At 66.3% G+C, this 25,750-nt stretch carries 26 protein-coding genes and 1 pseudogene; 12 read left to right on the top strand and 15 right to left on the bottom strand.

The genetic code is table 11. The features are described 5' to 3' along the window. Positions 1–70: 70 nt before the first annotated feature. From rpsI to EWH12_RS15205, 4 genes are all read right to left on the bottom strand, one after another. On the bottom strand, positions 71–628 hold the full coding sequence (gene rpsI / locus EWH12_RS15220; protein WP_129927100.1) for a 30S ribosomal protein S9: 558 nt from the start codon (positions 626–628) through the stop codon (positions 71–73). Further along, entirely contained in the window at positions 628–1,107 is a 480-nt protein-coding gene (rplM, locus tag EWH12_RS15215) for a 50S ribosomal protein L13 (RefSeq protein ID WP_129927099.1), read from the bottom strand. The genes rpsI and rplM overlap by 1 nt, the downstream gene beginning before the upstream one ends. Positions 1,108–1,243: 136 nt before the next feature. After that, positions 1,244–1,747: a hypothetical protein gene (locus tag EWH12_RS22685; RefSeq protein WP_242496080.1), complete on the bottom strand. Its 504-nt coding sequence runs from the start codon at positions 1,745–1,747 to the stop codon at positions 1,244–1,246. A 282-nt stretch (positions 1,748–2,029) separates the two neighbouring features. Then, the gene (locus EWH12_RS15205) at positions 2,030–3,073 is read right to left on the bottom strand and encodes a COX15/CtaA family protein (RefSeq protein WP_129927098.1); all 1,044 of its coding nucleotides are present in this window, start codon (positions 3,071–3,073) and stop codon (positions 2,030–2,032) included. Positions 3,074–3,222: 149 nt separating this feature from the next. Between EWH12_RS15205 and EWH12_RS15200 the strand changes: the two genes are divergently transcribed. Next, positions 3,223–5,265 carry a hybrid sensor histidine kinase/response regulator gene (locus tag EWH12_RS15200; RefSeq protein WP_129927118.1) on the top strand — a complete coding sequence of 681 codons (2,043 nt, stop codon included), beginning with the start codon at positions 3,223–3,225 and terminating at the stop codon, positions 5,263–5,265. A gap of 3 nt (positions 5,266–5,268) precedes the next feature. Here the strand turns inward: EWH12_RS15200 and EWH12_RS15195 are convergent, their stop codons facing one another. Together EWH12_RS15195 and EWH12_RS15190 are read right to left on the bottom strand one after the other, a co-directional pair. Next, the gene (locus EWH12_RS15195; protein ID WP_129927097.1) at positions 5,269–5,901 is read right to left on the bottom strand and encodes a 2-dehydro-3-deoxy-6-phosphogalactonate aldolase; all 633 of its coding nucleotides are present in this window, start codon (positions 5,899–5,901) and stop codon (positions 5,269–5,271) included. Between the two features lie 4 nt (positions 5,902–5,905). After that, entirely contained in the window at positions 5,906–6,802 is an 897-nt protein-coding gene (locus tag EWH12_RS15190; RefSeq protein ID WP_129927096.1) for a 2-dehydro-3-deoxygalactonokinase, read from the bottom strand. Between the two features lie 154 nt (positions 6,803–6,956). Between EWH12_RS15190 and EWH12_RS15185 the strand changes: the two genes are divergently transcribed. From EWH12_RS15185 to EWH12_RS15170, 4 genes are all read left to right on the top strand, one after another. Beyond that, positions 6,957–8,759, top strand: a complete 1,803-nt coding sequence (locus EWH12_RS15185; RefSeq protein ID WP_129927095.1) for an IlvD/Edd family dehydratase — start codon at positions 6,957–6,959, stop codon at positions 8,757–8,759. Between the two features lie 143 nt (positions 8,760–8,902). Continuing rightward, positions 8,903–10,480, top strand: coding sequence for an aldehyde dehydrogenase (NADP(+)) (locus tag EWH12_RS15180; protein WP_129927094.1), 1,578 nt, complete (start codon positions 8,903–8,905; stop codon positions 10,478–10,480). After that, positions 10,477–11,400: a Gfo/Idh/MocA family protein gene (locus EWH12_RS15175; protein WP_066604257.1), complete on the top strand. Its 924-nt coding sequence runs from the start codon at positions 10,477–10,479 to the stop codon at positions 11,398–11,400. The genes EWH12_RS15180 and EWH12_RS15175 overlap by 4 nt, the downstream gene beginning before the upstream one ends. 17 nt (positions 11,401–11,417) lie before the next feature. Then, complete coding sequence (locus EWH12_RS15170; protein ID WP_066604259.1) at positions 11,418–12,152, top strand: FadR/GntR family transcriptional regulator; 735 nt, start codon at positions 11,418–11,420, stop codon at positions 12,150–12,152. Positions 12,153–12,248: 96 nt separating this feature from the next. Here EWH12_RS15170 and EWH12_RS15165 read toward each other — a convergent pair whose 3' ends face one another. From EWH12_RS15165 to EWH12_RS15150, 4 genes are read right to left on the bottom strand one after another with little or no spacing between them, the layout of a single operon-like run. Beyond that, positions 12,249–12,938, bottom strand: coding sequence for an aspartate/glutamate racemase family protein (locus EWH12_RS15165; protein WP_129927093.1), 690 nt, complete (start codon positions 12,936–12,938; stop codon positions 12,249–12,251). A 36-nt stretch (positions 12,939–12,974) separates the two neighbouring features. Further along, positions 12,975–13,628, bottom strand: a complete 654-nt coding sequence (locus EWH12_RS15160) for an NAD(P)(+) transhydrogenase (Re/Si-specific) subunit beta (RefSeq protein WP_129927092.1) — start codon at positions 13,626–13,628, stop codon at positions 12,975–12,977. After that, on the bottom strand, positions 13,625–13,921 hold the full coding sequence (locus EWH12_RS15155; protein ID WP_066604269.1) for a hypothetical protein: 297 nt from the start codon (positions 13,919–13,921) through the stop codon (positions 13,625–13,627). Before EWH12_RS15155 ends, EWH12_RS15160 begins: the two co-directional genes overlap by 4 nt. A gap of 37 nt (positions 13,922–13,958) precedes the next feature. Further along, positions 13,959–14,081 carry an aa3-type cytochrome c oxidase subunit IV gene (locus tag EWH12_RS15150; protein ID WP_066604273.1) on the bottom strand — a complete coding sequence of 41 codons (123 nt, stop codon included), beginning with the start codon at positions 14,079–14,081 and terminating at the stop codon, positions 13,959–13,961. Positions 14,082–14,233: 152 nt separating this feature from the next. Here EWH12_RS15150 and EWH12_RS15145 point away from each other — a divergent pair, with 152 nt between their 5' ends. The 3 genes from EWH12_RS15145 to EWH12_RS15135 all read left to right on the top strand — a co-directional run bounded on the left by EWH12_RS15145 (position 14,234) and on the right by EWH12_RS15135 (position 16,884). Next, positions 14,234–15,676, top strand: a complete 1,443-nt coding sequence (locus EWH12_RS15145) for a sigma-54-dependent transcriptional regulator (protein WP_066605617.1) — start codon at positions 14,234–14,236, stop codon at positions 15,674–15,676. 79 nt (positions 15,677–15,755) lie between these two features. After that, positions 15,756–16,391, top strand: a complete 636-nt coding sequence (locus tag EWH12_RS15140) for a hypothetical protein (protein WP_129927091.1) — start codon at positions 15,756–15,758, stop codon at positions 16,389–16,391. A 13-nt stretch (positions 16,392–16,404) separates the two neighbouring features. Next, on the top strand, positions 16,405–16,884 hold the full coding sequence (locus EWH12_RS15135; protein ID WP_129927090.1) for a GNAT family N-acetyltransferase: 480 nt from the start codon (positions 16,405–16,407) through the stop codon (positions 16,882–16,884). 21 nt (positions 16,885–16,905) lie between these two features. Here the strand turns inward: EWH12_RS15135 and folP are convergent, their stop codons facing one another. Together folP and EWH12_RS15125 are read right to left on the bottom strand one after the other, a co-directional pair. Beyond that, a complete protein-coding gene (gene folP / locus EWH12_RS15130) occupies positions 16,906–18,030 on the bottom strand; it encodes a dihydropteroate synthase (RefSeq protein WP_066605623.1) in 1,125 nt (374 codons plus the stop codon). Positions 18,031–18,151: 121 nt separating this feature from the next. Beyond that, the gene (locus EWH12_RS15125) at positions 18,152–19,294 is read right to left on the bottom strand and encodes a site-specific DNA-methyltransferase (protein WP_066604279.1); all 1,143 of its coding nucleotides are present in this window, start codon (positions 19,292–19,294) and stop codon (positions 18,152–18,154) included. 292 nt (positions 19,295–19,586) lie between these two features. Between EWH12_RS15125 and EWH12_RS15120 the strand changes: the two genes are divergently transcribed. Then, complete coding sequence (locus EWH12_RS15120; protein ID WP_129927089.1) at positions 19,587–19,925, top strand: ArsR/SmtB family transcription factor; 339 nt, start codon at positions 19,587–19,589, stop codon at positions 19,923–19,925. Between the two features lie 119 nt (positions 19,926–20,044). On the opposite strand, the gene EWH12_RS15115 is transcribed toward EWH12_RS15120, so the two are convergent. After that, on the bottom strand, positions 20,045–20,497 hold the full coding sequence (locus EWH12_RS15115) for a hypothetical protein (RefSeq protein ID WP_408021511.1): 453 nt from the start codon (positions 20,495–20,497) through the stop codon (positions 20,045–20,047). Between the two features lie 148 nt (positions 20,498–20,645). On the opposite strand from EWH12_RS15115, the gene betI reads away from it, so the two are divergent. The 3 genes from betI (at position 20,646) to ahpF (ending at position 23,764) form a co-directional block, all read left to right on the top strand. Then, positions 20,646–21,263: a transcriptional regulator BetI gene (gene betI / locus EWH12_RS15110; RefSeq protein ID WP_129927117.1), complete on the top strand. Its 618-nt coding sequence runs from the start codon at positions 20,646–20,648 to the stop codon at positions 21,261–21,263. A gap of 146 nt (positions 21,264–21,409) precedes the next feature. Further along, positions 21,410–21,973, top strand: coding sequence for an alkyl hydroperoxide reductase subunit C (gene ahpC / locus EWH12_RS15105; protein ID WP_066604289.1), 564 nt, complete (start codon positions 21,410–21,412; stop codon positions 21,971–21,973). Positions 21,974–22,183: 210 nt separating this feature from the next. Then, on the top strand, positions 22,184–23,764 hold the full coding sequence (gene ahpF / locus EWH12_RS15100; RefSeq protein ID WP_129927088.1) for an alkyl hydroperoxide reductase subunit F: 1,581 nt from the start codon (positions 22,184–22,186) through the stop codon (positions 23,762–23,764). 20 nt (positions 23,765–23,784) lie between these two features. Here the strand turns inward: ahpF and EWH12_RS15095 are convergent, their stop codons facing one another. Beyond that, positions 23,785–25,095, bottom strand: coding sequence for an MFS transporter (locus EWH12_RS15095; RefSeq protein ID WP_129927087.1), 1,311 nt, complete (start codon positions 25,093–25,095; stop codon positions 23,785–23,787). Between the two features lie 91 nt (positions 25,096–25,186). Continuing rightward, positions 25,187–25,624 (bottom strand): annotated as a pseudogene (locus tag EWH12_RS15090) (L,D-transpeptidase family protein); the annotation flags it as partial. Between the last annotated feature and the right edge of the window lie 126 nt (positions 25,625–25,750).

Genomic DNA, 25,750 nt, shown 5'->3' with positions numbered 1-25,750 from the left:
CTCCATCTGTACGCGCAACAAAAAAGGGACCGGAAACCGACCCCTTTCTTGTTTTGATGTTCGAAAAAGCTTAGCGCTTCGAGAACTGGAAGCTACGACGGGCCTTCGCCTTGCCGTATTTCTTACGCTCGACGACGCGGCTGTCGCGAGTCAGGAAGCCTTCGGCCTTGACCGCGCTGCGCAGCGCGGGCTCATATTTCGTCAGCGCCTGGGCGATGCCATGCTTGACCGCGCCGGCCTGGCCCGACAGGCCGCCGCCCTTCACGGTGGCGATCACGTCATACTGACCGTTGCGATCGGTCACGCCGAACGGCTGGTTGATCACCAGACGCAGGGTCGGACGGGCGAAATAGACTTCCTGATCGCGACCATTGACCGTGATCTTGCCGGTGCCGGGCTTCACCCACACGCGGGCGACGGCATCCTTACGACGGCCGGTCGCATAGGCGCGGCCCTGGGCATCGATTTCCTGCTCGCGCAGCGGCATGGTCGAAACCGGGGGCGCGATCGGCGCAGCGGCTTCTTCACCTTCCACGGCAGCGGCAGGCGCAGCAGCAGCGACCGGAGCGGCGGCGGCTTCGGCGGCGATCGCCGCGAGGTCGGACAGGGACTGGCGGTTATCGGACATTATGCACCCACCTTGTTCTTGCGGTTGCGCGACGCGAAGTCGAGCACTTCGGGGTTCTGGGCTTCGTGGGGATGCTCGGTGCCGGCGAAGACGCGCAGGTTGCGCATCTGCTGGCGGCCCAGCGGGCCACGGGGGATCATGCGCTCGATGGCCTTTTCAAGCACGCGCTCGGGGAAACGGCCTTCCAGGATCTTGGCAGGCGTGGTTTCCTTGATGCCGCCGGCATAGCCGGTGTGCTTGTAATAGACCTTGTCCGTCAGCTTCTTGCCGGTGAACTTGACCTTGCCCGCGTTGATGATGATGACATTGTCACCGCAATCGACATGGGGCGTGAAGCTGGTCTTGTGCTTGCCACGCAGGATATTCGCCACGGTCGAAGCGAGACGGCCCACGACGAGGCCTTCGGCGTCGATCAGGACCCACTTCTTTTCGACCGTCGCCGGGGTCGCCGGCTTGGTGGTCTTCATCAGCGCCTTCATGGTGCCAATACTCCAGAATGAAAAAATGAAACCGGGCGCCGTCGCCGACACCCGGAAGTGGGGCGCTAATGACGGGTGAGGCCCGACAAGTCAAGAGATTCGGCCGCTTTGCTGACGGGTAAAATAATACCGCCCTTCATTTGACTGGGGTCAACATCCGGCTTTCGGTCAGGGCGAGCGATCCCACGGCCAAGCTGCGCTGCTGCGTTTCCACCAGCCCGCTGGTGCGCGACAGGCGATAATGGATGCCGACCTGTACGCCTGCGCCCGCCAGTTTCTCCTCCAGGTCCAGCGCATCGGCCGGCTGCCCCACGACGCGCAACGTGCCTTCGACCGGCACTGGCCGGCCCAGCGGCGATCCCGCCACGGTGCGCAGCCCGCGGCCCTCGCCCCCCGCCACGCTGCTGCCTGCGAACAGGAAGAGCGGCTGGACTTCGCCCGCCAGCAGCGCAAGCCGGCCGTCGGGCGACAGGCTGGCGAACAGCGCCTTTACATTGGCGGCCGCCTTGTGCCGCGGGGTATCGGGCGCGAAATTGGCCAGCATGGCGTCGATTCCCGCCTGCACCGCGCCCCAGGCGGCGTCGACATTGTCGAGGCCGACGATCCGCCCCTGCCCGTCCAGCCGGAACCGCAGAACCACGCCGATCAGGGGGGGTCAGCGCAGCGCGATAGGGCTCCGCCCCGGCGGCCGGCGCATCGCTGTCGATGTCGCGCAGCGTCACCTGCAAGATATAGCCCTCGCCCGCCCGTTCGAACCGCATGTCGCGGGTCGCGCTGAACATGCGGGTCGCGCCTTCCACCGGCCGATGCTGCTCGATCCGATAGATCAGCGCCCGGTCGGTGGGCGGTGCGAAAGGGATGGCTATGCCCTGCGCCGCTGCAGGCTGGCCGAGGGCGACAAACGCGGCGACCAGCAGCCGCCTCAACGGCGCGCGCCCACGGCATGGGCGCCCCAGGCGGCGGCGGCGACCAGCAGCGCGCCGACCGCCTGGTGCAGCACGGCGAGCGGCAGCGCCATGCCGCTGATGACGGTGGCGATGCCCAGCAGGATTTGCGTGCCGACCGCCGCGTTGATCGCGATCGATGCGCCCCGCTGCCCGGCCTGTTTCCCGCGCCGCGCCAGCACGACCAGCGCCACGGCGGCGACCCAGGCCCACCAGCGATGCAGGAAATGGACGAGATAGGGATCGCTCGACACCGTGGCCCAGAGCGACCCCAGCCACTGGATGCCTTCGGGCACGACATGGTCGTTCATCAGCGGCCAGGTGTTCGACACATAGCCCGCATCCAGGCCGGCGGTGAAGGCCCCCAGCATCAACTGGACCAGCAGCACCAGCAGCACCAGCAGCGCGAAAGGACGCAGCGCAGCAGGACGCGCCCGCGGCGATCGCGCCAGCGCGCGCAGGTCGAGCGCGGTCCACACCAGGCCGCCGATGATGAACAGCGCCGTCAGCAGATGCACCGCCAGCCGGTAATGGCTGACGTCGGTGCGCACCGACAGGCCCGACTTCACCATCCACCAGCCGATCGCCCCCTGCAACCCGCCCAGCGCCAGCAAGGCGACCAGCCGAGCGCCATAGCCCGCGGGGATCGCCCGCCGCGCCGCGAACCAGAGCAGCGGCAAGGCGAAGGCGACGCCGATCAGGCGGCCGAGTAGCCGATGCGCCCATTCCCAGAAGAATATGAACTGGAAATCGCCCAGAGTCATGCCGCGGTTGATCTGCTGATATTCGGGGATCTGCTGATAGAGGCGAAACGCCTCCATCCACTGGTCATGGGTCAGCGGCGGAATGGCGCCGGTGATCGGCTTCCACTGCGTAATCGACAGGCCGGATTCGGTCAGCCGGGTGATGCCGCCCACGACCACCATGCAGAAGACCAGCAGGGCGACGACCAGCAACCAGCGGGCGATGGCGGCGGGACGCGAAACGGGCGGAGCGGCGCGGGTGAAGGGAGACACTGTCATGCCGGGTCCATGCGCTCATGCCCTGCCCTTTTCAAGCCGTCCCGCCCGACATTGCCCATGGACAAATCAGCCCAGCCGCTGGCAGGGGTGGGGAAACAAAAGCCCCGGCGGGCGTATCATCCTAACTTGGTTTAATGCAGGGACTTTTCATGATCGCCGCATCGACGGGAACAGCCGCGATGATCGCCGCACAGGGACCGATCGGCGCTCTGACCGCCCGGCTGGACACAGCCTCCCCCCTCGGCCCGGTCGATGGCTGGTCGCCCATCCTCGTCTCTACCGTGCGCCTCATGCTGTCTTCTAAAGCGGAGATCGTGCTGTTCTGGGGGCCTGATTTCTGCGCGCTTTATAATGAATCCTACGCGCCAACGATCGGCGACAAGCATCCCCTGGCGCTGGGCCGCCCGGCGCGTGAAGGCTGGCGTGAGTTGTGGGACGATCTTGGTCCGCTGCTCCGGTCCGTCCTCGACACCGGAGAAACCATCCACGCAAAGGACCGCGCCTTCTATATCGAGCGTGACGGCGGGCGCGGCGAGGACGTCTATTTCGACATCAGCTATTCCCCCGTGTTCGAAGCCGACGGGTCGATCGGCGGCGTGTTGTGCATCGTCAGCGAGACGACCAAGCGCGTGCTGGCGGAACGGGCCATGCTGGCCGATCGCAACCGGCTCTGGGCGCTGGCGCGCGACCCGTTCCTGATCGCCGACACGACCGGCGTCTGGCTCGCGGCCAGCCCGGCCTGGACCGAGATATTGGGCTGGACCGAGGCGGAACTGATCGGCCGCACCGCCGAATGGATGGAGCATCCCGACGACATCCAGCCAACCCGCGATCAGATTGACGGGCTGGCGCACGGCCAGCCGGTGCTGCGCTTCGACAATCGGTTTCGCACCCGCGACGGCGATTATCGCACCTTCAGTTGGACCGCAGTCTCCCAAGACGACATCGTCTATGCCGTCGCCCGCGACGTCACTGAGCAGCGCGCCCATGCCCGCGCGCTGGCCGACGCCGAAGCTGCGCTGCGCCAGGCGCAGAAGATGGAGACGCTGGGTCAGTTGACCGGCGGCGTGGCGCATGATTTCAATAACCTGCTACAGATCGTGACCGGCAATCTGGAACTGTTGCAACGCGCCTTGCCCGCCGACGACACAAGGCTCCAGCGTATGATCGGGCGCGCCGCGGCCGGGGCGGACCGCGCGGCGGTGCTGACGCAGCGGTTGCTCGCCTTCTCCCGCCGCCAGCCGCTCGACCCGCGACCGACCGATCCCAACCGACTGGTCGCCGGCATGTCCGACATGCTACACCGGACGCTCGGCGAGACCGTCAGCGTGACAACGATGGACGCGCCCGAACCCTGGCCCATCGCCGTCGACGTCAACCAGATGGAAAATGCGCTGCTCAATCTGGCGGTCAACGCCCGCGACGCAATGCCGGACGGAGGCAAGCTGACGATCGAAGTGTCCAACAGCTATATCGATGCGCAGCAGGCCGCGCGCGAAACCGACCTGGCGCCCGGCCCCTATGTGATGATCGGCGTGTCGGACACCGGCGAAGGCATGGACGGCGCGACGCTGGCGCAAGCGATCGAGCCTTTCTTCACCACCAAGGATGTCGGGCGCGGCACCGGCCTTGGCCTGTCGATGGTCTACGGCTTTATCAAACAGTCCGGCGGCCATATGCGGGTCTATTCGGAGCCGGGCCAGGGCACCAGCGTCATGCTCTATCTGCCGCGCCATCATGGCTGCACGACCATGGAGGACGCGCAGGAAACGCCTGCGTTCGCGGCGACGGGCGGACAGGAAACCATCTTGCTATGCGAGGATGACGATAATGTCCGCGCTTATTCGCATGAAGCGCTGCGCGACCTTGGCTATCATGTCATCCCTGCGGCCGACGGCGCGGCCGCGCTGGCGGCGCTGGAGGCGGCCGAGGGACCGGTCGACCTGCTTTTCACCGATGTCGTGCTGCCCGGCGGCATGACCGGCGCCGATCTGGCCGCCACGGCCAAGCTGCGCTGGCCTGGCCTCAAGATCCTGTTCACCACCGGCTATGCCCGCAACGCCATCGTCCATCACGGCCGGCTGAACGAAGGCGTCGACCTGCTGACCAAGCCCTTCAGCTATGCCGATCTGGCCGCCAAGGTCCGGGATGTGCTGGACAGGCCTGCGGACGTGCCGGAAACGGTCGCCTGACTGTCAGCGCAAGGTCGCCTGCCACGCCGCGACCAGATCGCGGCCGCGCTGGCCGACCGTCGCCGCGTCGTCGCCCGGCTTGTAGAGCGCGCCGCCCACGCCGATGCCTTCGCAGCCGCCCGCCAGCCATTCGCCGATCGTGTCCGCGCCGGTGCCGCCCACGGCCCACACGCCCACCTCGCGCGGCAGCACGTCCTTGACCGCCTTCACATAGGCCGCGCCCAGACGGGCCGCCGGGAACAGCTTGATCCGCTTCGCCCCTGCCGCGATGGCGGCGAAGGCTTCGCTGGGCGTCATGAAACCAGGCAGCAGGTCCAGCCCCAATGCCGCGCCGCGCGCGATCACCGCCGGATTGGTGTTGGGGGTGACCATGATGCGCCCGCCCGCATCATGTAGCGCCTCGACCGCCTCGACGCTCAGCACCGTGCCGGCGCCGATCAGCCCGCGGTCGCCAAATTCGGCCTGCATCGCCGCGATGCTGGCCAGCGGATCGGGCGAATTGAACGGCACTTCCAAAATGCGGATGCCCGCATCGACCAAAGCGGCGCTCACGTCGATCGCCTCGTCGGGCCTTATGCCGCGCAGGATCGCGCAGACGGGCGGCGCGCCATCGGCCAGCAGGTCGTCCAGGGTCATGCTATCAAATCTCCCTCAGGCCAAGGCCGGCGAGCGCACAGGCGTCGCCGTCCAGCATGTGCGTGGCCACGCCCTGCCTGTCCAGCGCCTGCGCATAGCGGGCGGACAGGCGCGCATCGCCGATCAGGATGATGCTGTCCGTTACCCCCAGCGTGTCGCGCATCTCCGCGACCTCGCAGCCGATCAGCAGACCGGACAGATAGCCCAGCGCCCAGTCGGGCGAGCGCCCCTGGCGCAGCCGCATGGCGCGCGCCGCGAACAACGACTGCAACAGCTTCCCGTCATGCGCGCGGTCCAGCCCCTCGGCGAAGCCGGCGGCTTCTTCGACCGGGTTGGCGGCACCGACCTTCAGACCCAGGGTCGAATGGTCGCGCAGCAGCGCGAAGATTTCGCCGGTGGGCATGGTGCGAAAGGCGGTGATGCGGCCATCTTCAACCAGCGACCATTTATTGTGGGTGCCGGGCAGGACGATCATGTGCCGTCCCGCACCCAGCGCCGGGTCACGGGCAATCGCCCCGAATATCTGGGTTTCCTCGCCCCGCATGACATCGGCGATGCCGTCAGCGCCCTGGCAGGCCAGGCCCGCCATGATGGCGACCGGCGCGCCGCGCCAGTCGAAGCGCATCGCCGCCTGCCGCCATAGCGCCGCATCGGCGGGGCAATCCGCGTAGGGCGCCTCGACCCAGCCTTCGCGCGCGCCCGCCATGCCGCACAGGGTGATCGATCCGGGCAAACCGTCAGTCAGCCAGGGCGCGATCGTATCGGCGAAGGCCGCCTCCGCCGCGCCGCGCACAGCGCCGATCCCAGGCCCGTCGCACCGCGCCGTCAAGACGCCGTTTTCGACCCGGAACAGCCGCAGACGGCTTGTCCCCCAATCGCCGACGACGGCATAGCCGTTCATCGACACACCGTCGACTCCCTCTGTATGGTAGCGCTCACATTTTCTCTTTTCGGGTGCTTGAATTTCTATTTGTCTGAGTATATCAGGAGGCGGAGCGCGTCAACGCGCCATGCCCAATTTTTGCGTCAGCCATTTCTTGAATCAGGATGCCCCGATGAGCGATTCGCCCAAGACCTTCCCCAAGCTGCGCAGCCGCGCCTGGTTCGACAACCCGGACAATATCGACATGACCTCGCTCTATCTGGAGCGCTATCTGAACTTCGGCCTGAGCCTGGACGAACTGCGCAGCGGCAAGCCGATCATCGGCATCGCCCAGACCGGCAGCGACCTGTCGCCCTGCAACCGCCACCATATCGTGCTGGCCGAGCGGATGCGCGAGGGCATTCGCGAAATGGGCGGCATCGCGATCGAATTTCCGGTGCATCCGATCCAGGAAACCGGCAAGCGGCCCACGGCCGGCCTCGACCGCAACCTCGCCTATCTGGGCCTGGTCGAAGCGATGTACGGCTATCCGCTCGACGGCGTGATCCTGACCACCGGCTGCGACAAGACCACGCCGGCGCTGCTGATGGCTGCCGCCACCGTCAACATCCCCGCCATCGCTTTGTCGGTCGGCCCGATGCTGAACGGCTGGTTCAAGGGCGAGCGCACCGGGTCCGGCACGATCGTCTGGAAGGGTCGCCAGCTGCTGGCGGCGGGCAAGATCGATGACGAAGGCTTCATCAAGCTCGTCGCCTCGTCCGCGCCGTCGACCGGCTATTGCAACACGATGGGCACGGCATCGACCATGAACAGCCTGGCCGAAGCATTGGGCATGATGCTGCCGGGTTCCGCCGCGATTCCCGCCCCCTATCGCGATCGCCAGGAAGTCGCCTATCTTACCGGCAAGCGCATCGTCGACATGGTCGCCGAAGACCTCAAGCCGTCGGACATCATGACGCTGGACGCCTTCCACAACGCCATCGTCGTCAATTCGGCGATCGGCGGATCGACCAATGCGCCGATCCACCTGTCCGCCATCGCCCGCCATATGGGCGTCGACCTGCCGCTCAAGGATTGGGAGACGGTCGGGCATAAGGTGCCGCTGCTGGTCAACCTCCAGCCCGCCGGCGAGTATCTGGGCGAGGATTATTATCGCGCCGGCGGCGTTCCCGCCGTGGTCAGCCAGTTGATCGACCAGGGCCTGATCCGGACAAGCGCGATGACCGTCAATGGCAAGACCATGGGCGAAAATTGCAAGGGCGTGGAGATCGAGGATGAGAAGGTCATCCGTCCGTTCGACCAGCCGCTGGTCACGGACGCCGGCTTCCTCGTCCTGTCGGGCAATCTGTTCGACGCCGCCGTCATGAAGACCAGCGTCATCAGCGTCGAGTTCCGCGATCGTTACCTGTCCAACCCCGACGATCCCGAAGCCTTCGAAGGCCCGGCGGTCGTGTTCGACGGGCCGGAGGATTATCATCACCGGATCGACGATCCGGCCACCGGCATCACCGCCAACTCGCTGATGTTCATGCGCGGCGCCGGGCCGATCGGCTATCCGGGCGCGGCAGAAGTCGTGAACATGCGCCCGCCCGCCTATCTCATCACCGAAGGCGTCAGCGCTCTGCCCTGCATCGGCGATGGTCGCCAGTCGGGCACGTCGGGCAGCCCGTCCATCCTCAACGCCTCGCCCGAAGCGGCGGCAATGGGGGGCCTGGCGCTGCTGGAAACCGGCGACCGGGTCCGCATGGACCTGAAAGCCGGTACGGTGAACGTCCTGATTTCGGACGAGGAACTGGCCGAGCGCCGGGCGAAGCTGGAGGCCGCGGGCGGCTTCCAATATCCCGCCTCGCAAACCCCCTGGCAGGAAATCCAGCGGTCGGTCGTCGGCCAGTTGAACACCGGCGCCATATTGGAAGGCGCGGAGAAATATCAGCGCATCGCCCAGACCATGGGCCTGCCGCGCGACAACCACTGATCCGTTGAAGGCGGGGGCGTCCATCGCCATCTGCGGCGCCCCCCACCTTAACCGCCTTTGCATCACCTGTGCCGGAAATCGATCAGCGCTTCCCGGCGCGAGCATCTAACCAAATTCCATTGCCCCCTATTCAGGAGAACATCATGTTCAACGGAGCCATCCTCATCGGCGCGAGCGAGCGCACCGGCGGCGCGCCTTTCTACGCCATCGACCCATCGAGCGGCGCGAAGGGCGAGGTCGCCTTTTCCAACGCATCGATCGCCGATGTCGCGGATGCGACCGCGCTGGCGGACGCTGCGTTCGAAAGCTTCTCCACCCTGACCCCCGACGCGCGCGCCACCTTCCTGGAAAGCGTCGCCGACCAGATCGTCGCCATCGGCGACCTGCTCATCACCACCGCGATGAGCGAATCCGGCCTGCCGCGCGGTCGTCTGGAGGGCGAACGCGGCCGCACCGTCGGCCAGTTGCGCCTGTTCGCCAGCTATGTCCGCCAGGGCGACTGGCTCGACGCCACCATCGACAAGGCGCTGCCCGACCGCGCGCCGCTGCCCCGCAGCGACCTGCGCCGCGTCAACCAGGCGCTCGGCCCCGTCGCCGTGTTCGGCGCATCCAACTTCCCGCTCGCCTTCTCGGTCGCGGGCGGTGACACCGCGTCCGCCTTCGCCGCCGGTTGCCCGGTCGTGGTGAAGGGCCATCCCGCCCATCCCGGCACCGGCGAACTGGTCGCCCGCGCGATCATCGCGGCGGTCGCGGCCTGCGGCCTGCCCGAAGGCGTCTTCTCCTACCTGCCCGGCACCACCAATGATCTGGGTGGCGCGCTGGTCGCCGATCCGCATATCAAGGCGGTGGGCTTCACCGGATCGCGCGGCGGCGGCATTGCGCTGATGCAGATTGCGGCCAAGCGCGAAGAGCCGATCCCGGTCTATTCGGAAATGTCGTCGATCAACCCGGTCGTCCTGCTGCCCGGTGCGCTCGCTGCGCGCGCCGAAGCACTGGGCACCGCATTCGTCGGTTCCATGTCGCTGTTCGCCGGCCAGTTCTGCACCAATCCCGGCATGGTGATTGCGCTCGACAGCCCCGATCTCGACACGTTCGTCGCCTCGGCCGCCAATGCCCTGTCGGCCAACGCCGCGCAGGTCATGCTGACGCCCGGCATCCACGCCGCCTATGAAAAGGGCGTCGAGGCGCTGGCCAACGCCGATGGCGTCACTACCGTCGCGCGCGGCACCGAAGCGGACGGCGCCAATCGCGGCCAGTCCGCCTTCTTCGCCACCGCGTCCGACCAGTTCCGCGCCAACCCGGCGCTGGCGCATGAAGTGTTCGGCGCGTCCTCGATCCTGGTGAAGTGCGCCACGATCGAGGACGTGATCGCCACCATCGCCGATCTGGAAGGCCAGTTGACCGCGACGCTCCAGATGGAAGCCAGCGATGCGGACAATGCCGCCAAGCTGTTGCCCACGCTGTCGCGCAAGGTCGGCCGCGTCCTTGCCAATGGCTGGCCCACCGGCGTCGAAGTGACCCATGCCATGGTGCATGGCGGTCCCTTCCCCTCGACCTCGGACGGCCGTTCGACCTCGGTCGGCACCTTGGCGATGATGCGCTTCTTGCGTCCCGTCTGCTATCAGGATCTGGCCGACGGCCTGTTGCCGCCCGCGTTGCAGGCCGCCAACCCCTGGGGCCTGACGCGGCGTAACGAAGGCAAGCTGGAAGTGGCCGCATGACGATCAGGGCAGGTCTGGTAGGGCTCGGCAAGATCGCGCGCGATCAGCACCTGCCCGCCATCGAAAAGATCGACGGCATCGACCTGGTCGCCGTCGCCAGCCGCAACGCGCAGGGGGAAGGGGTGAATAATTACCCCGACCTCGGCGCGATGCTGGCGGGCGAACCCGACCTCGACGCCGTCATCCTGTGCCAGCCGCCGCAGGTCCGCTATCATGCGGCCCGGCAGGCGTTGCTGGCGGGCAAGCATGTATTTCTGGAAAAACCGCCGGGCGCGACCGTGTCCGAAGTGGAGGCATTGACGGCGCTGGCCAAGTCGCAGGGCGTGACGCTCTATGCCAGCTGGCACAGCCGCTATGCCGCCGCCGTCGCGCAGGCGAAAGCCTGGATCGCGGAGCGCAAGGTCGAGCGGATCGACATCCAGTGGCGCGAGGATGTCCGTCACTGGCATCCGGGCCAGCCCTGGATCTGGGAAGCGGGCGGCTTTGGCGTGTTCGATCCGGGCATCAACGCCCTGTCGATCCTGACCGAAATCGTCGGCGAACCGATCACCGTGCTGTCGGCCGAACTGGAAGTGCCGTCGAACAAGCAAGCGCCGATCGGCGCGACGCTGGCCATGGCGACGGCATCCGGTGCCGCGATCGACACCCTGTTCGACTGGCGCCAGACCGGGCCGCAAACCTGGGACATTGCGGTCGAGACGGACAAGGGCAGCCTGCTCCTGTCCGAAGGCGGCAACACGCTGCGTCTGGACGGCGAAGTGCAGATGAAGGCGCAGGACGAGGAATATCCGATCATGTACCGCCGTTTCGTGCGCCTGGTGGCGGACAGGGCGATCGACGCCGACACCGCGCCGCTGCGTCTGGTGGCGGACGCCTTTCTTTGCGGACGGCATTGCCCTACGGCAGCATTTGAGGACTAGACTATAGGAGCGGGGATTTGGGTAGCGGGCGCAAGATCGGATCGGAGGAAGGCGTGCTGCGCATCCATCAGACGATCGCCCGCGACCTGGGCACCGCGATCCTTACGGGCAAGCATCGCCCAGGCGAATTGTTCGAGGGTGAGATCGAGGCGTCGGAGCGCCTCGGCGTCTCCCGCACCGCCTATCGCGAGGCGGTGCGCATCCTGATCGCCAAGGGGATGCTGGAAAGCCGCCCCAAGGCCGGCACCCGCGTCCTGCCGCGCAGTCGCTGGAACGTGCTCGACCCCGAAATGCTGGCCTGGATGTTCGCAGGGGAACCGGACGCCAATTTCATCCACGACCTGTTCGAACTGCGCGGCGTGATCGAACCGGCCGCCGCCGAATTCGCCGCCCGCCGCCGCACCGACGAGCAACTGGCGACGATGGAGGCCGCGCTGGCGGAAATGGGCCGCTTCGGCCTGTCGACGCCCGACGGCCGCGCCGCAGACCAGCGTTTCCACCATGCCATCCTGGCCGCCACCCATAATGACGCGCTGGAGGCGCTGGCCAGTTCGGTTGGCGCGGCGGTCAGTTGGACCACGACCTTCAAGCATCGCAAGAAGCTGTTGCCCCGTGATCCCCTGCCCGACCATCGCGCCGTGTTCCAGGCGATCGCCGCCCGCGACACCGCCGCCGCGCGCACAGCCATGGCCGAACTGCTGCGCCTGGCGCTGGCGGACATGGATATCGCGCTGGCGGAGCCGGGCCGGTAAATACATCACGATTTCCTCGCGCAGGCGGGAACCCAGCACCGCCCTCGCGATCATCGGCCGGCTTGGGACTGGGCTCCCGCCTGCGCGGGATGGCGCTCACCCCAATATGAATTCCACCCCCGCCTTGGCGTGGATGCTGGTGCAATCATAGATGGGCAGGACATTGGCCTTCACGTCCACGATCAGCTCCAATTCGGTGCAGGCCAGCACCACCGCCTGCACATCCTCCTTCGCGATGTCGGTCAGTTCCGACTTCATATAGCGTTCGGATTCCTTGCTCACCTTCCCCACGGTCAGTTCGTCATAGACGATCCTGTCGATCCGTTCGGCCAGTTCCATGTCGGCGGGCAGCAGCGAAATGCCATGCGCGACCAGCCGCTGGCGATAGAATTTCTCGGTCATCACGTTGCGCGTGCCGATCAGCGCCGCCTTTTCGATGCCGTCCGCCTTCATCTTCTTGCCGACGATATCGGCGATATGCAGGATCGGGATGCCGACCGCCGCCTGCACCCGGTCATAGACGCGATGCATCGAATTGGCGCAGATCAACAGCGCGCCTGCGCCGCCCTGCTCCAGCCTCTGGGCCGCGCCGATCAGCTGCCCTGCCGCGCAGTCCCAGTCATTTTCCGTGGCGCAGCGCGCGACTTCGGCGAAATCCAGGCTCTCGATCAGCAACGGCGCACTATGCTGCCCGCCCAGCGCGCGGTGGACCGCCTGGTTGATGATGGCATAATAGCGCGCGGTGGAGGTCCAGCTAAGGCCGCCGATCAGGCCGAGTTTGTGCATATACGTCTCCGCTGCGGGAATGATTTGCCCATAGCGTTAGGGTAAGCCCGCCCCGCTGGGCAAGGCTCTTGATGCGATCCGCCGCGCGCGCCATGCCAGACGCAGCCCGGCGACGCCCGCCATGCCGCCCGCCACGACCATTGCACTATTGCCGATAGCAAAGCCCAGCGCCGCCGCCGCCCAACCCGCGCCGCTGCCAAGCAGGGCAAGTCCGCCCGGCCTGCGACCGACCGCCAAGGCCAGCGCGCCCGCCAGCGTCATCGCGCCCAAAGCAAAGCCGAGCGTCAGCAATAGGCCATCGTCGGCGGCCAAGCCGAACGCGCCGGGATTGCGCCACAGGGTCGCGGCCATGGCCATCGCCGCCACGCCCAGCAGGCCGTGGCCCGCGAGCATCAGCCAGGGCAAGGCCGCCACCGCGCTGCGCCGCGCCAGCAACAGACCGATGCCGCCGCCGATCACGACCACGCTCACCATTTCCGGCAGGTTGACGACATCATGGCTATAGACCGCCGCCGCCGCCCCGGTCACGATGCCCGCCATCGCCCAGCGATTGCCATGGCCGCCGCTACGCAGCGACAACCCCAGCAACAACAGCGCGGCGGAGAATAGATAGGCGCCCGCCACCACGGGCGATGGACCGATGCCATTCAGTTGCGCGCCCAGCCATGCAGGGCCGACAGGGGGGATCATCCGTCCACCCCGTCATCACCGTCACCATCCGGCGTCAGGCCGCGTTCTGGCACGCCCAGCAACAGGACGCTCGCGGCGCTGGCGCATAGCAGGGCGATCAGGGCGATGTAGCGCGCCGTCGCGCTGCCCGCTTCGGCGGCGGCGATCAGCGCGCCGACGAACAGGATGGCGGCCACGCCGCCCGTTCCCGATCGCCAAGCCGGACGATCGGAGTCCGTCCCCGGCCGGGCGGCGATATAGCCGCCCGCACAGGCGGCCAGGAACAGGGGCAGCAACGCCAGCGCGCCCGTCATGCGCGCGCGCCTGTCATTACGCCCTGCGGCAAGCGGGTCAGGCGATCAGCAGCACCACCAGCGCGGCGAGCGCGACGCTGACGATCGTGCCCCATTTGACGAAGCCGACGAAGCTTCCATAAGTCTGGTTCGCGGCCTTCATATTGCTGTCCGACGCCATATCCTGTCCCCTTGTCCTGTCGATGCTGGCCCACCTCTTATCGTCTGGGGGCCGCGCCCTCAACCCGCCGCCTGCAAGAAAATTCGTCGCAGTTAAGCCCGCCTTTACCCCCTGCGCTTACCATCGCCTGCGGGTTGCATATGAGGGATTTGATGGCGCGCGACGGCGTACCGATGCTGATGCTGATCGACGATGAACCGGCGCAGCGACGTCTGGTGTCGGCGCTGGGAGCGCGTGCGGGATGGCGCACCATCTTCGCCGCCGACGGCGAAACCGCCATTGCGACGCTAGGCACGCAGGACGGGATGCAGCTTGACGCCATCATCCTGGACCAATGGAGCCCGGACTATGAGCCATCGGGCCTGATCCGCGAAATTCGTAGTCGGCGCCCGGCGCTGCCGATCCTGATCCTGACCGCGCATAACAATGTCGCCATCGCCGTAGAGGCGATGCGCGCGGGCGCTACCGATTATCTGTCCAAGCCGATCGCGCCCGAAAGGTTGCTCGCCGCCTTGAACGCGACGCTGGCCGAAGGCGCCGCGGCGGGCGAATTGCGTCCGCTCACCGAAAAGATCACCGCCCCCCTCTCGTTCGAGGATGTGGTCGGTTCCGCCCCGCAATTCCGCGCCGCCCTGGCCATCGCGGCCAAGGCCGCCCGCGCCCGCGTGCCCGTGCTGATCGAGGGCGAAAGCGGCGTCGGCAAGGATGTCATCGCCCGCGCCATCCATGCCGCTTCCCCCCGCCACAAACAGGCGATGGTGACCGTCAATTGCGGCGCGATTCCGGCCAACCTCGTCGAATCGGAACTGTTCGGCCATGAGCGTGGCGCCTTCACCGGCGCGTTCGACCGCCATGTCGGCAAGTTCGCCAGCGCCGACATGGGCACGCTCTTCCTCGATGAAGTCAGCGAAATGCCGCTGGACGCGCAGGTCAAGCTGCTGCGGGTGTTGCAGGATGGCGAAGTCCAGCCGATCGGCGCGCGCCGCCCGGTCCATGTCGATGTCCGCGTCATCGCCGCGACCAACAAGCGGCTGATCGAGGAGGTCGAGGCCGGCAATTTCCGCGAGGATCTTTATTACCGCCTCAACGTCGTCCAGCTCACCGTCCCGCCCTTGCGCGAACGCATGGGCGACATTCCCGCGCTTTGCCGCCATCTGCTCGCCCGCATCGCCACCCAGCCGGGGCTGCGCGGGCTGGGCGTCACCGATGATGCGCTGGCGCTGTTGATGCAACATGGCTGGCCGGGCAATGTCCGCCAGCTCCAGAACGCCCTCTTCCGCGCCGCCGTCCTGTGCGAGGGCGATGCGCTGACGCCGCAGGATTTCCCGCAGATCGCGTCGCAGATCCAGGCCGGGGCCAGCATATTGTCGTTGCGCCCGCGCGCCGCCAGCCAGCCGCATCGCGACGGCGCGGGCATCACTTTGTTCGAAGGCGACGGCCATGTCCGCCAACTAGCCGAGATCGAGGCCGACGTCATCCGTCTCGCCATCGGCCATTATCGCGGCCGTATGACGGAAGTCGCCCGGCGGCTGGGTATCGGCCGCTCAACCCTCTATCGCAAGCTGGCCGAACTGGGCATCGACAGCGCCGCCTGAACGGCCGATAAGAACGGATAAGCGAAGCGGCCGGCTTACGCCGTTGAATTATCCGCGTGGCTATGCTTTGGATTGCGCCATGAAAAACGCCGCCCGTTCCGCCTCTTTGGCCGCCTGCCTCCCCCTCCTCCTGCTATTCGCCTGTGGCCGGTCCGAACCGGTCGCAGACATGCCGACCCAGGAGGAACTGGCCGCGGCCGCCAACGCCGCAGCGGCCAATGCGATCGCCAACGCCACGGCCGAGGACACCGACAATCGCAATTATGTGAACCAGACACGCGGCTTTTCCATCACCTTCCCCGAAGGCTGGACCGTAGACAAGGCCGCCAGCACCGCCGACGGCGCGGTCTATCAAGACCCCGGCGCCGGCGCGGACGTGCGGGTATTCTGGCAGAAGAACGACAATGACCAGACGCTCCAGCAGATTGTGGAAGCGGTCAACGACAGCGCCGAAGGCGTGGATGGCGATTTCGTCGGCGAGAATGAATATCGCGGCACCGCCAATGACGGCGAAGGTAATAATGTCGCGATCCGCCTGCTCAAGCAGCCCGACGGCGCGATCGTGACCGCCACTTTCGTGTATCCCGAAATGCTGAGCGAACAATATCAGGGTATCGCCGAGCAGACGCTGGCCAGTCTGCGCAGCTTCGCGCGGAAGGACGGGACGACGCCTGCGCCAGCGGCCGTCCCCGCCCCGGCGGCCAACGCCAACTGACCCCGCGCCGCGCATGATCGGCCCGTTCGCTCCCGCCGACCAGCAGGGCGTGCTGGACCTGATGCTGTCGATCCAGCGCGACGAATATGGCATCGCCATTACCGCGGCCGACCAGCCGGACCTGAGCGCCATTCCCGCCTATTACGGGCCGGGCGCGGGCGGCTTCTGGGTCGCGCGGGCAAACGGTCGCTTGGTCGGCACGGTCGCGCTGAAGGATATCGGATCGGGCGCTGTCGCCCTGCGCAAGATGTTCGTCGCCGCCAGCCATCGCGGCCGCGCGGCGGGCGTGGCGCAGGCGCTACTCGACACGGCTCTGGCGGCCGCCCGCGACCGGGGCGTGACCCAAATCTGGCTTGGCACCACCGACCGCTTCGTTGCCGCGCACCGCTTCTACGAGAAGAACGGCTTTGCGCGGGTGGAGGCGGAAGCGCTGCCGCCCGACTTCCCCAAGATGGCCGTCGATAACCGATTCTATGCGCGCTTGGTAGTTTGAAGTCGGGCCGGCCAAACCCGCCTAAACCGCGCTCAATCCCGCATCCGCCAGCCCGCGCCACAAGTGAAGCGCCTGCACGCTTTCGCGGACATCATGCACCCGCACCATCTGCGCGCCCAGTTGCGCCGCGCGGAAGCCCAGCGCGACCGATCCGCCCAGCCGATCCGCCGCCGGCGCTTCGTTCGACAGCGCCCCGATCAACCGCTTGCGGCTCCCTGCGAACAGCAGCGGCACGCCCAGCGCCTGGAAAGTCGCCAGGCCGTTCACCAGCGCCAGATTGTCGGCCAGGCTCTTGCCGAAGCCCAGCCCCGGATCGACCATGATCCGGTCGCGCGCAATCCCCGCCCCCTCGCACGCGGCGATCCGCGCCTCCAGATGGTCGAACACGTCGGCGACGACATCGCCATAACCGCCCGGATTGTCATGCGGATCGTCGCCAGCGGATGGGGCGTGCATCAGGATCACCGGGCATCGCGCGCGCGCCACCACCTCCAGACTGCGCGGATCATGCGCAAGCGCGCTGACATCGTTGACGACAGCGGCGCCCGCCGCCAGCGCCGCCTCCATCACGCCCGCCTTGCGCGTATCGACCGACACCGGCACGCCCGCCGCCGCCAGCCGCTCGATCACCGGGGCGATGCGCGCGATCTCGTCGCCCTCCCAGACCTTAGGCGCGCGCGGCCGGGTCGATTCGCCGCCCACGTCGATCAGCGCCGCCCCCGCCGCCGCCATCGCGAAGCCGGCATCCGCCGCCGCCTGGGGATCGCCGACATGCTTGCCGCCGTCGGAGAAGCTGTCGGGCGTGACGTTCAATATCGCCATCACCTGCGGCGCGTCGAAGCGGATCGTGCGGTCGCCCAGCACCAGCGGAGCGCGGAGCGCGGAGATATGCGCCGCCAGCCGCTGCGCCCGCGCCGCCAGCGCATCGGGCAGTCCCGCAATGGCCGCATCGAAATCCGCCACCGGCACCACGATCCGCGCGATCCGTCGCGCGCCGTCGAAGGCGCTCAGTTCATAGCCCTGGAACCAGATCAGCCCATTGCCCATCCGCGCCACCGACCCGTCGGGCAAGCCGATCGGCGTCGGCACGAACCATGTGGGCTTCAGGTAGAGGCGGGCGTGGGGCGGGATGGCAGGAAGGGTCATCATTTCTCCCGTTCGCCCTGAGCGAAGTCGAAGGGCCACACTGAGCGGAGCGAAGTCGCTTCCCTTCGGTCAGCGGAAGGCTTCGACTTCGCCCAGCCCAAGCGGAATTGCAAGGATGAGGCTAAGGCTCGTTCGCCAGCAAATAGGTCTGCCGCAGCGTGTCGATCGGCTGCAACTTGCCCTCGACCTCCACATGCCAGAAGGTCCAGCCGTTGCAGCTTGGCGCATTTTGCAGCGTCGCGCCCATCTTGTGGATCGACCCGGTATCGGCCCCCACCAGCAGCGAACCGTCGGCGCGGACCTCCGCTTGCCAGCGACGCTTGGCATCGCGCAATATAGCGCCCGGCGTCAGATAGCCCGTCTCGACCAGCGTGCCGAACGCCACCTTGGGCTGCTGGCGCGCGGTCTGCATGATGGTCAGCGCGCTTTCGTCCAGCGGCAGCGCCGCCTCGATCCGCTCCAGCGCGACCTCGATATAGTCATCCTCGCGCTCGATGCCGATCCATTTGCGGCCCAACCGCTTGGCGACTGCGCCCGTAGTGCCGGTGCCGAAAAAGGGATCAAGCACCACGTCGCCCGGCTTGGTGCAGGCCAGCATCACGCGATAGAGCAGCGCTTCGGGCTTCTGCGTCGGGTGCGCCTTGGCGCCGTTGCGCTTCAGCCGTTCCTGCCCGCCGCAAATCGGCAGCACCCAGTCGGAGCGCATCTGCAATTCATCGTTCAGCGTCTTCATCGCCTTGTAGTTGAACGTATATTTAGCGTCCTCGCCCTGGCTCGCCCAGATCAGCGTCTCATGCGCATTGGTGAAGCGCGTGCCCTTGAAATTGGGCATCGGGTTGGACTTGCGCCAGATGATGTCGTTGAGGATCCAGAAGCCTTCGTCCTGGAGCGCGGTGCCGACGCGGAAGATATTATGATAGCTGCCGATCACCCAGATCGAACCGTTGGGCTTCAAGATACGGCGCGCCTCGCGCAGCCACGCCTTGGTGAAGCGGTCATAGCTGCCCAGCGTGTCGAACTTGTCCCAGTCATTGTCGACCGCGTCGACGCGGCCGCCTTCGGGCCGGAACAGGTCGCCGCCCAGTTGCAGATTATAGGGCGGATCGGCGAAGATCATGTCGATGCAATTGTCGGGCAGCTTGGCCATTTCCGAGATGCAATCGCCGCGCAGCAGGGTGTCGGTCGCGATCTGGGCCGCGTCGACCACGACCGGCCGTGCCGTCTTCTTCCGCCGCGGCGCCGCGACGCGCTCCATTACACCCATATGCAAAAGCCCCCGAATTCGTTCTAAGGACCAGCGATGAGTCCTTGGGAGTCCGCCGTCAAGATCAGCAACTTATCACAGGGCGTTCAGGAAATGGTTAACACGACCGGGAACGAAGGGTGCACCCACAAGATATAGAGTCGTGCGACTCGCCCCAGACTCCATATCGGGCGGTGTGACTCAAAAGACTCTATCCCCCACCGTGCCGAACTTTTTTTGGTTAACGCTGGTTCGAGACGGTTAAACGCTCAGAAACTTGACCAATCCATAACCCAATGATTATGGGTTAACCATGATGACTGATTCACGCAGCGCCGATCGCGACGCCGCCACCGATGCCCTGTTCAAGGCGCTGTCCGACGGCACCCGCCGCGCCCTGCTGGAAACGCTGGTGCGCGAAGGCGAACAGAATGTGCAGGCGCTGACCCAGCAATCGGGCGTATCGCAGCCGATGGTGTCGCGCCATATGGCCAAGCTGAAACGTGCCGGCCTCGTGACCGCCCGTCGGACAGGGCGCGAAACCTGGTACGCCGCGCGGGTGAAGGGACTGGCGCCGGTAATCGGATGGATGGCCGTCCATGGCGCGCTATGGTCGCAGCGCTTTTCGGCGCTGGAGGGATTGGGCAAGTGATGGCGGGGACGGCGGACCAGAATTTGCCATGATCCCCCTCCCGTTGGCCGGAGGGGGACGTCTTCTACCCGCCCATGTCGGGCGTCGCGCCAAGACTGGATAGGAACGGCGCCTCCACCCTATCGGCAATAGCCCTCCTGCCCCGCGATCACGATCAGGCAGTCCTGCTTGCCCGCCAGATATTTGAACCCCGTCTCATCGCCATCGCCCGGCCGGATCGCCATATCCTTGCCGTCGCGCACGAAGCGGATCGTCGCGCCTTCGGCGATGCCGCTATAATCGCCCTGCCGATCGAGATTGTCCTTGTTGGTCAGCGCATAATGGCCCGGCTTGCCGTCGGGCGAAGGCTGGATGTCGAGGAACAATCCCTCCGGCCCGATCCAGCGCCCGACCCAATCGTCTGTCGGCAGACGTGCGTCTGCCGCCTGCGCGTTCGCCGGCACCGCGTCCATGTCCTCGATCGTCTCTACTGCGGCGGCGGCGTTACTGTTCGCGACCGCGACATTGTCGTCGCTCTTGGCGCAGCCTGCCAACAACAGGGGCAACGCAAGCAAGGGGGAAAGGGCGCGCATCATCCGTCAATCTCCTTCATGTCCCAGGAAGAACCAACCGGGCCGCTGGTTCGATCCCTCGCTTGAGACGCCATCTTGCCAGCCGCACCGTCAGCGCGCAAAGGATGAAACGGGGGGATTGGACGTGAACGACAAGAGGGACGGTGGCATGGGCAGGGCGCGACCCAGGGCGCGATTTGTCCGGGAGACGGCGGATGTGCGGCGCCAGGCGCTGATCGAGGCGACGGCCCGCTGCCTGGCCGAAAAGGGCGTGGGCGGCACGTCGGTCCGCGCGATCTGCGGCCATGCGGGGGTGTCATCTGGGCTGCTGACCCATTATTTCGACGGCGTCGATGCGCTGATCCTGGCCACTTATGCCGAAGTCGGCGCGAAAGTCTCCGCCGCGCTCGACGCCGCGATGGAGGCGGCAGGCGACGATCCGCGCGACCGGCTGCGCGCCTGCCTTCAAGCCAATTTCCTGCCGCCGGTGCTCGATCCCGATTTGCTCGCCACCTGGATCGCCTTCTGGAGCCTGGTGAAGTCCGACCCGAAGATCGCCGCGGTCCATGCCGAAGTCTATGGCGGCGCGCGGGCGCAACTCGAAACGCTGCTGCGCGCAGCCGCCCCGGCGATGAGCGATGCGCGCGTCCGGGTCGCCGCGATCAGCCTGACCGCGCTGGTCGACGGCCTCTGGCTCGAACTCTGCCTCGACCGATCGACCTTTTCGCCAGAAGAGGCCCAAGCCATGGTCGAAGACGCTATGTTACAGGTGATGGCGGACGCTTGAGGACAGGCGAAGCGATCGATCAGTCCGATCGGCTGTGATCGCTTTTCTCACTCAGGCCATCCGAGAAAACCAATTTCCCCCGAATCGACCGCATCCCTACATGGATGTTCGCAACTGCAACATCATTATGAGGATTTGGACAGCCAATGGCTCTCATCAACACCACCATCAAGCCGTTCTCCGCGACCGCCTATAAGGAAGGCAAGTTCGTCGACGTGACCGACGCTGACGTGAAGGGCAAGTGGGCGGTCTTCTTCTTCTATCCGGCCGATTTCACCTTCGTCTGCCCGACCGAGCTGGAAGATCTGGCGGACATCTACCCCACCCTGCAGAAGATGGGCGTGGAAGTCTATTCGGTGTCGACTGACACCCATTTCAGCCACAAGGCCTGGCACGACACCTCGCCGGCGATCGGCAAGATCAACTATTATATGCTGGGCGACCAGTCGGGCCAGATTACGAACAATTTCGACGTGATGCGTCCGGGCGTTGGCCTGGCCGACCGCGCGACCTTCCTGGTCGATCCCGAAGGCGTGATCCAGTTCATGGAAATCACCTCGGAAGGCGTCGGCCGCAACGCGACCGAACTGCTGCGCAAGGTCAAGGCTGCGCAATATGTCGCCGCCAACCCCGGTGAAGTCTGCCCCGCCAAGTGGGAAGAAGGCGAAGCCACCCTGGCGCCGTCGCTCGACCTGGTCGGCAAGATCTAAAAATACGCCTGGCCGCGTACAGGCTCGCCGGGTTCCGCCAACAGTTGCGGAACCCGGCGGATCAGGCCCCCCTTAGACAGACAAACCCTATTTCATCCGGGGCCTTAGGGTCGCACCATCCCCGGCGGCGGGCCGTCTTGCGCCTATCCTTTCCTCTCCCTTCGGACAGGGCAAGGCGGCCCGCTCTCTTCACGCAACGGAGCCAGAACGATGTTGGACGCAAATCTCAAAGGACAGCTCAAGGGCTATCTGGCGAACATCACCCAGCCGATCGAGTTGGTGGCGTCGCTGGATGATGGCGCAAAGTCGCGCGAACTGGACGAACTGTTAAATGACATTGCCACCATGTCCGACAAGGTGACCGTAGTCAGCGGCGTAGATCAGCGCACCCCTAGCTTCATGATCCGCCGGGTCGGCACCGAAATCGGCGTGCGCTTCGCCGGCCTGCCGATGGGCCATGAATTCACTTCGCTGGTGCTCGCCCTGCTCCAGGTCGGCGGCCATCCGTCGAAGGCGGCGCAGGATCTGATCCAACAGATCGAGGATATTGAGGGCGACTTCGCCTTCGAAACCTATTTCTCGCTTTCGTGCCAGAATTGCCCCGACGTGGTGCAGGCGCTGAACCTGATGAGCGTCCTCAATCCCCGCATCAGCCACGTCGCCATCGACGGCGCGCTGTTCAAGGAAGAGGTGGACAGCCGCAAGGTGATGGCCGTTCCCACCATCTTCCTGAATGGCGAACCCTTCGCCAGTGGCCGCATGGAGTTGGAACAGATCGTCGCGAAGATCGACAGCGGCGCGGCGGTCCGCGCCGCGGAGAAGATCAAAAGCCAGGACCCGTTCGAAGTGCTGATCGTCGGCGGCGGGCCGGCGGGCGCGGCGGCCGCCATCTATGCGGCGCGAAAGGGCATCCGCACCGGCGTCGCAGCCGAACGCTTTGGCGGCCAAGTGCTCGACACGATGGATATCGAGAATTTCATCTCGGTATCGCACACCGAGGGGCCGAAGCTGGCGAGCGCGCTCGAAGCGCATGTGAAGGATTATGACGTCGAGATCATGAACCTGCAAAAGGCGGCGAAGCTGATCCCGGCCCAGACCGAGGGCGGCTATCATGAAGTCGTGCTGGAGAACGGCGCGTCCTTGAAAGGCCGCACGCTCATCCTGTCCACCGGCGCGCGCTGGCGGCAGATGGGCGTCCCCGGTGAGGACGAGTATCGCAACAAGGGCGTCGCCTATTGCCCGCATTGCGATGGTCCGCTGTTCAAGGGCAAGCGCGTGGCGGTGATCGGCGGCGGCAATAGCGGCGTCGAAGCCGCGATCGACCTGGCCGGCATCGTCGCCCATGTGACACTGATCGAATATGACAGCCAGTTGCGCGCTGATGCGGTGTTGCAGCGCAAGCTCGCCAGCCTGCCCAATGTCAAGATCATCACCTCGGCCCTGACGACCAAGGTGGACGGCAATGGCGAACGGGTGACGGGCCTGTCCTACAAGGATCGCAACCATGGCGCCGAACATGATGTCGAACTGGAAGGGATTTTCGTCCAGATCGGCCTGGTGCCCAACACCGAATGGCTCAAGGACGCGATCGCCCTGTCCCCCCGTGGCGAGATAGAGATCGACGCGCGCGGCGAAACCAGCCAGCCGGGCATCTTCGCGGCGGGCGACTGCACAACGGTTCCGTACAAGCAGATCGTGATCGCGATGGGCGCGGGATCGACGGCGGGTCTGTCCGCCTTCGACTATTTGATCCGCCTGCCCGCCAGCGAAGAAGCGGCCCAGGCGGCATAAGGACAACCCTGAGCGGGGTTTTACGAGAAAGGCCGGTCCGGCGACGGGTCGGCCTTTTTGCGTATCCGCGGCGCGGTTTCGGGCAGCGTCAGCAGTACGGGCAGCACGCACAGCGCCACCAGCGCGATCATCGCGCCGGGCGCCGGGGCCCAGCCGCTGCGTTCGATCAGCCAGTGCGCCAGCCATGGCGTCAATCCGCCGAACAGGGCCGTCGCACTGGTCGCGCCGAACGCCAGGCCGCTCAAACGCCCCTCGCCGGGAAACTGCTCGGCCGTGGCGACCGCCCCGACGGCACTCACCGCCCCGCCCAGGCAGGCGAGCACCACGGCCCCCGCCAGCGCCACGCCGAAGCCGCCCTGCATCAGCAGGAACATCGCCGTCGGCAGCAGCGCGCCCGCCAGCGCCAACGCGATGAGGACCGGCCGCCGCCCGACCCGATCGGTCAGCCATCCAACCAGCGGTGTCACCAGTATCACAGCCAGCGCGGCCAGGGTCGACAGCCACAGGGCGTCCCTTTCCCCCGTCGTCCCCATGGCGGATAGGAAGCTCGGCACATAGGTAATGCCGACATAATAGGTGATCGACCCCAGCGCCGAAATCGCAAAACCCCGGCCGATCGCCGCCCTGTGGTGGCGCAGGCTGTGGGTCAACGGATTGGTGGGCGTCGTCGCCTGGGCTTGCTGCCGCAGGAAATCAGGTGATTCCTCCATCGTCGATCGCGCCAGCAGGATCACGCCCGCCAACACCGCGCCGACCAGAAAGGGTATCCGCCAGCCCCAGTCGGTCAGGCTCCTGGTGTCCAGCGAAGCAACGGTGATCGCCGACACCCCCGCCGCCAGCAGCGCGCCGACCTCGCTCGCCGCCGACGCCAGCGACGTCACGAACCCGCGCCGCCCGGCCCGCGCGCCCTCCAGCAGATAGGCGACGACGCCGGTATATTCGCCACCGACGGAGAAGGCCATGACACAGCGCAACCCGATCATCAGCCACCCCGCCAGCGGCCCGACCTGCGCATGGGTCGGCAACATCGCGGTGGCCAGCATCGCCGCGGTCATCATCCCCATCGACAGCAGCATCGTCACCCGCCGCCCGTAGCGGTCGCCGATATGGCCGAACACGATCGCGCCGACCGGCCGCATCAGATAGGCCAGCGCAAAGCCCGCCAGCGCATCGCCCAGCCCTACCGCACCCCCGCCGAAGAAGGTCCGCGACAATACCGTGGCGAAATAGAGATAGAGGGTGAAATCATACCATTCGACGATGGTGGACAGCGCAGCGACCGCCAGGGAGCGGGTTGGCAGGGATCGGGCAGATAAGGGGCTGGCCTGCATCGACACTCCTTCTCGCGTCACGCCAGATGGGCGTGGATGGCGCATCGGGGACGATGACCAGAGACAATAAACCCTGCAACCCCCTAACGGTTCAGCCGCCCCAATTGCCGAAAATCGCCGGATCGACCTCCAGCCTCGGCGCCCCATTCCCGCCAGCAGGCACCGGCGGCAATGTCATCCGCTCGCTCCGCGCCGGCCCGAAGGTCACCACTTGGCTCGCCGGATCGCCCAGCACCAGCGGATCATATTGCAGCGCCGCAGTCAGGCGCGCCTGCGTCACTTCCACCAGCGTCCCCATCTTCGTCAGCGCGAACAGGTCGCGGGCGAAGGCATAGGGCAGGCGGATGCAGCCGTGGCTCGCCGGATAGCCCGGATTATGCCCGGCATGGAGGGCGATCCCGTCCCAGGTCAGCCGCTGCATATAGGGCATGGGCGCATTGCTGTAGAGGTTGGAGCGATGCCATTGCCGTTTCTGCAATATGGGGAAATCGCCGGTCGGGGTGCGATGCCCCTTCATGCCCGTCGACAGGTCGCGTCCGTCAATGTGGTGTAAAATCGGGTGTGGCCACTGGGCTGCATTTTCAGGCGGCCTTGGGTGTAATCTGTAGCGGCTGTGCCTCCTCGATCATTGGTGTGGCAAGGGCGGCCATGCCCT

The sequence above is a fragment of the Sphingobium cupriresistens genome (assembly GCF_004152865.1).
Classification (GTDB): domain Bacteria; phylum Pseudomonadota; class Alphaproteobacteria; order Sphingomonadales; family Sphingomonadaceae; genus Sphingobium; species Sphingobium cupriresistens.
Note: the sequence above shows the minus strand (reverse complement) of the source record. Positions and strands in the feature narration are given on the sequence as shown.

Coding starts and splice junctions, on each gene's coding strand:
- rpsI (WP_129927100.1), bottom strand. CDS start 628: ATGTCCGATAACCGCCAGTCCCTGTCCGACCTCGCGGCGATCGCCGCC.
- rplM (WP_129927099.1), bottom strand. CDS start 1,107: ATGAAGGCGCTGATGAAGACCACCAAGCCGGCGACCCCGGCGACGGTC.
- EWH12_RS15205 (WP_129927098.1), bottom strand. CDS start 3,073: ATGACAGTGTCTCCCTTCACCCGCGCCGCTCCGCCCGTTTCGCGTCCC.
- EWH12_RS15200 (WP_129927118.1), top strand. CDS start 3,223: ATGATCGCCGCATCGACGGGAACAGCCGCGATGATCGCCGCACAGGGA.
- EWH12_RS15195 (WP_129927097.1), bottom strand. CDS start 5,901: ATGACCCTGGACGACCTGCTGGCCGATGGCGCGCCGCCCGTCTGCGCG.
- EWH12_RS15190 (WP_129927096.1), bottom strand. CDS start 6,802: ATGAACGGCTATGCCGTCGTCGGCGATTGGGGGACAAGCCGTCTGCGG.
- EWH12_RS15185 (WP_129927095.1), top strand. CDS start 6,957: ATGAGCGATTCGCCCAAGACCTTCCCCAAGCTGCGCAGCCGCGCCTGG.
- EWH12_RS15180 (WP_129927094.1), top strand. CDS start 8,903: ATGTTCAACGGAGCCATCCTCATCGGCGCGAGCGAGCGCACCGGCGGC.
- EWH12_RS15175 (WP_066604257.1), top strand. CDS start 10,477: ATGACGATCAGGGCAGGTCTGGTAGGGCTCGGCAAGATCGCGCGCGAT.
- EWH12_RS15165 (WP_129927093.1), bottom strand. CDS start 12,938: ATGCACAAACTCGGCCTGATCGGCGGCCTTAGCTGGACCTCCACCGCG.
- EWH12_RS15160 (WP_129927092.1), bottom strand. CDS start 13,628: ATGATCCCCCCTGTCGGCCCTGCATGGCTGGGCGCGCAACTGAATGGC.
- EWH12_RS15155 (WP_066604269.1), bottom strand. CDS start 13,921: ATGACGGGCGCGCTGGCGTTGCTGCCCCTGTTCCTGGCCGCCTGTGCG.
- EWH12_RS15150 (WP_066604273.1), bottom strand. CDS start 14,081: ATGGCGTCGGACAGCAATATGAAGGCCGCGAACCAGACTTATGGAAGC.
- EWH12_RS15145 (WP_066605617.1), top strand. CDS start 14,234: ATGGCGCGCGACGGCGTACCGATGCTGATGCTGATCGACGATGAACCG.
- EWH12_RS15140 (WP_129927091.1), top strand. CDS start 15,756: ATGAAAAACGCCGCCCGTTCCGCCTCTTTGGCCGCCTGCCTCCCCCTC.
- EWH12_RS15135 (WP_129927090.1), top strand. CDS start 16,405: ATGATCGGCCCGTTCGCTCCCGCCGACCAGCAGGGCGTGCTGGACCTG.
- folP (WP_066605623.1), bottom strand. CDS start 18,030: ATGACCCTTCCTGCCATCCCGCCCCACGCCCGCCTCTACCTGAAGCCC.
- EWH12_RS15125 (WP_066604279.1), bottom strand. CDS start 19,294: ATGGGTGTAATGGAGCGCGTCGCGGCGCCGCGGCGGAAGAAGACGGCA.
- EWH12_RS15120 (WP_129927089.1), top strand. CDS start 19,587: ATGATGACTGATTCACGCAGCGCCGATCGCGACGCCGCCACCGATGCC.
- EWH12_RS15115 (WP_408021511.1), bottom strand. CDS start 20,497: ATGCGCGCCCTTTCCCCCTTGCTTGCGTTGCCCCTGTTGTTGGCAGGC.
- betI (WP_129927117.1), top strand. CDS start 20,646: ATGGGCAGGGCGCGACCCAGGGCGCGATTTGTCCGGGAGACGGCGGAT.
- ahpC (WP_066604289.1), top strand. CDS start 21,410: ATGGCTCTCATCAACACCACCATCAAGCCGTTCTCCGCGACCGCCTAT.
- ahpF (WP_129927088.1), top strand. CDS start 22,184: ATGTTGGACGCAAATCTCAAAGGACAGCTCAAGGGCTATCTGGCGAAC.
- EWH12_RS15095 (WP_129927087.1), bottom strand. CDS start 25,095: ATGCAGGCCAGCCCCTTATCTGCCCGATCCCTGCCAACCCGCTCCCTG.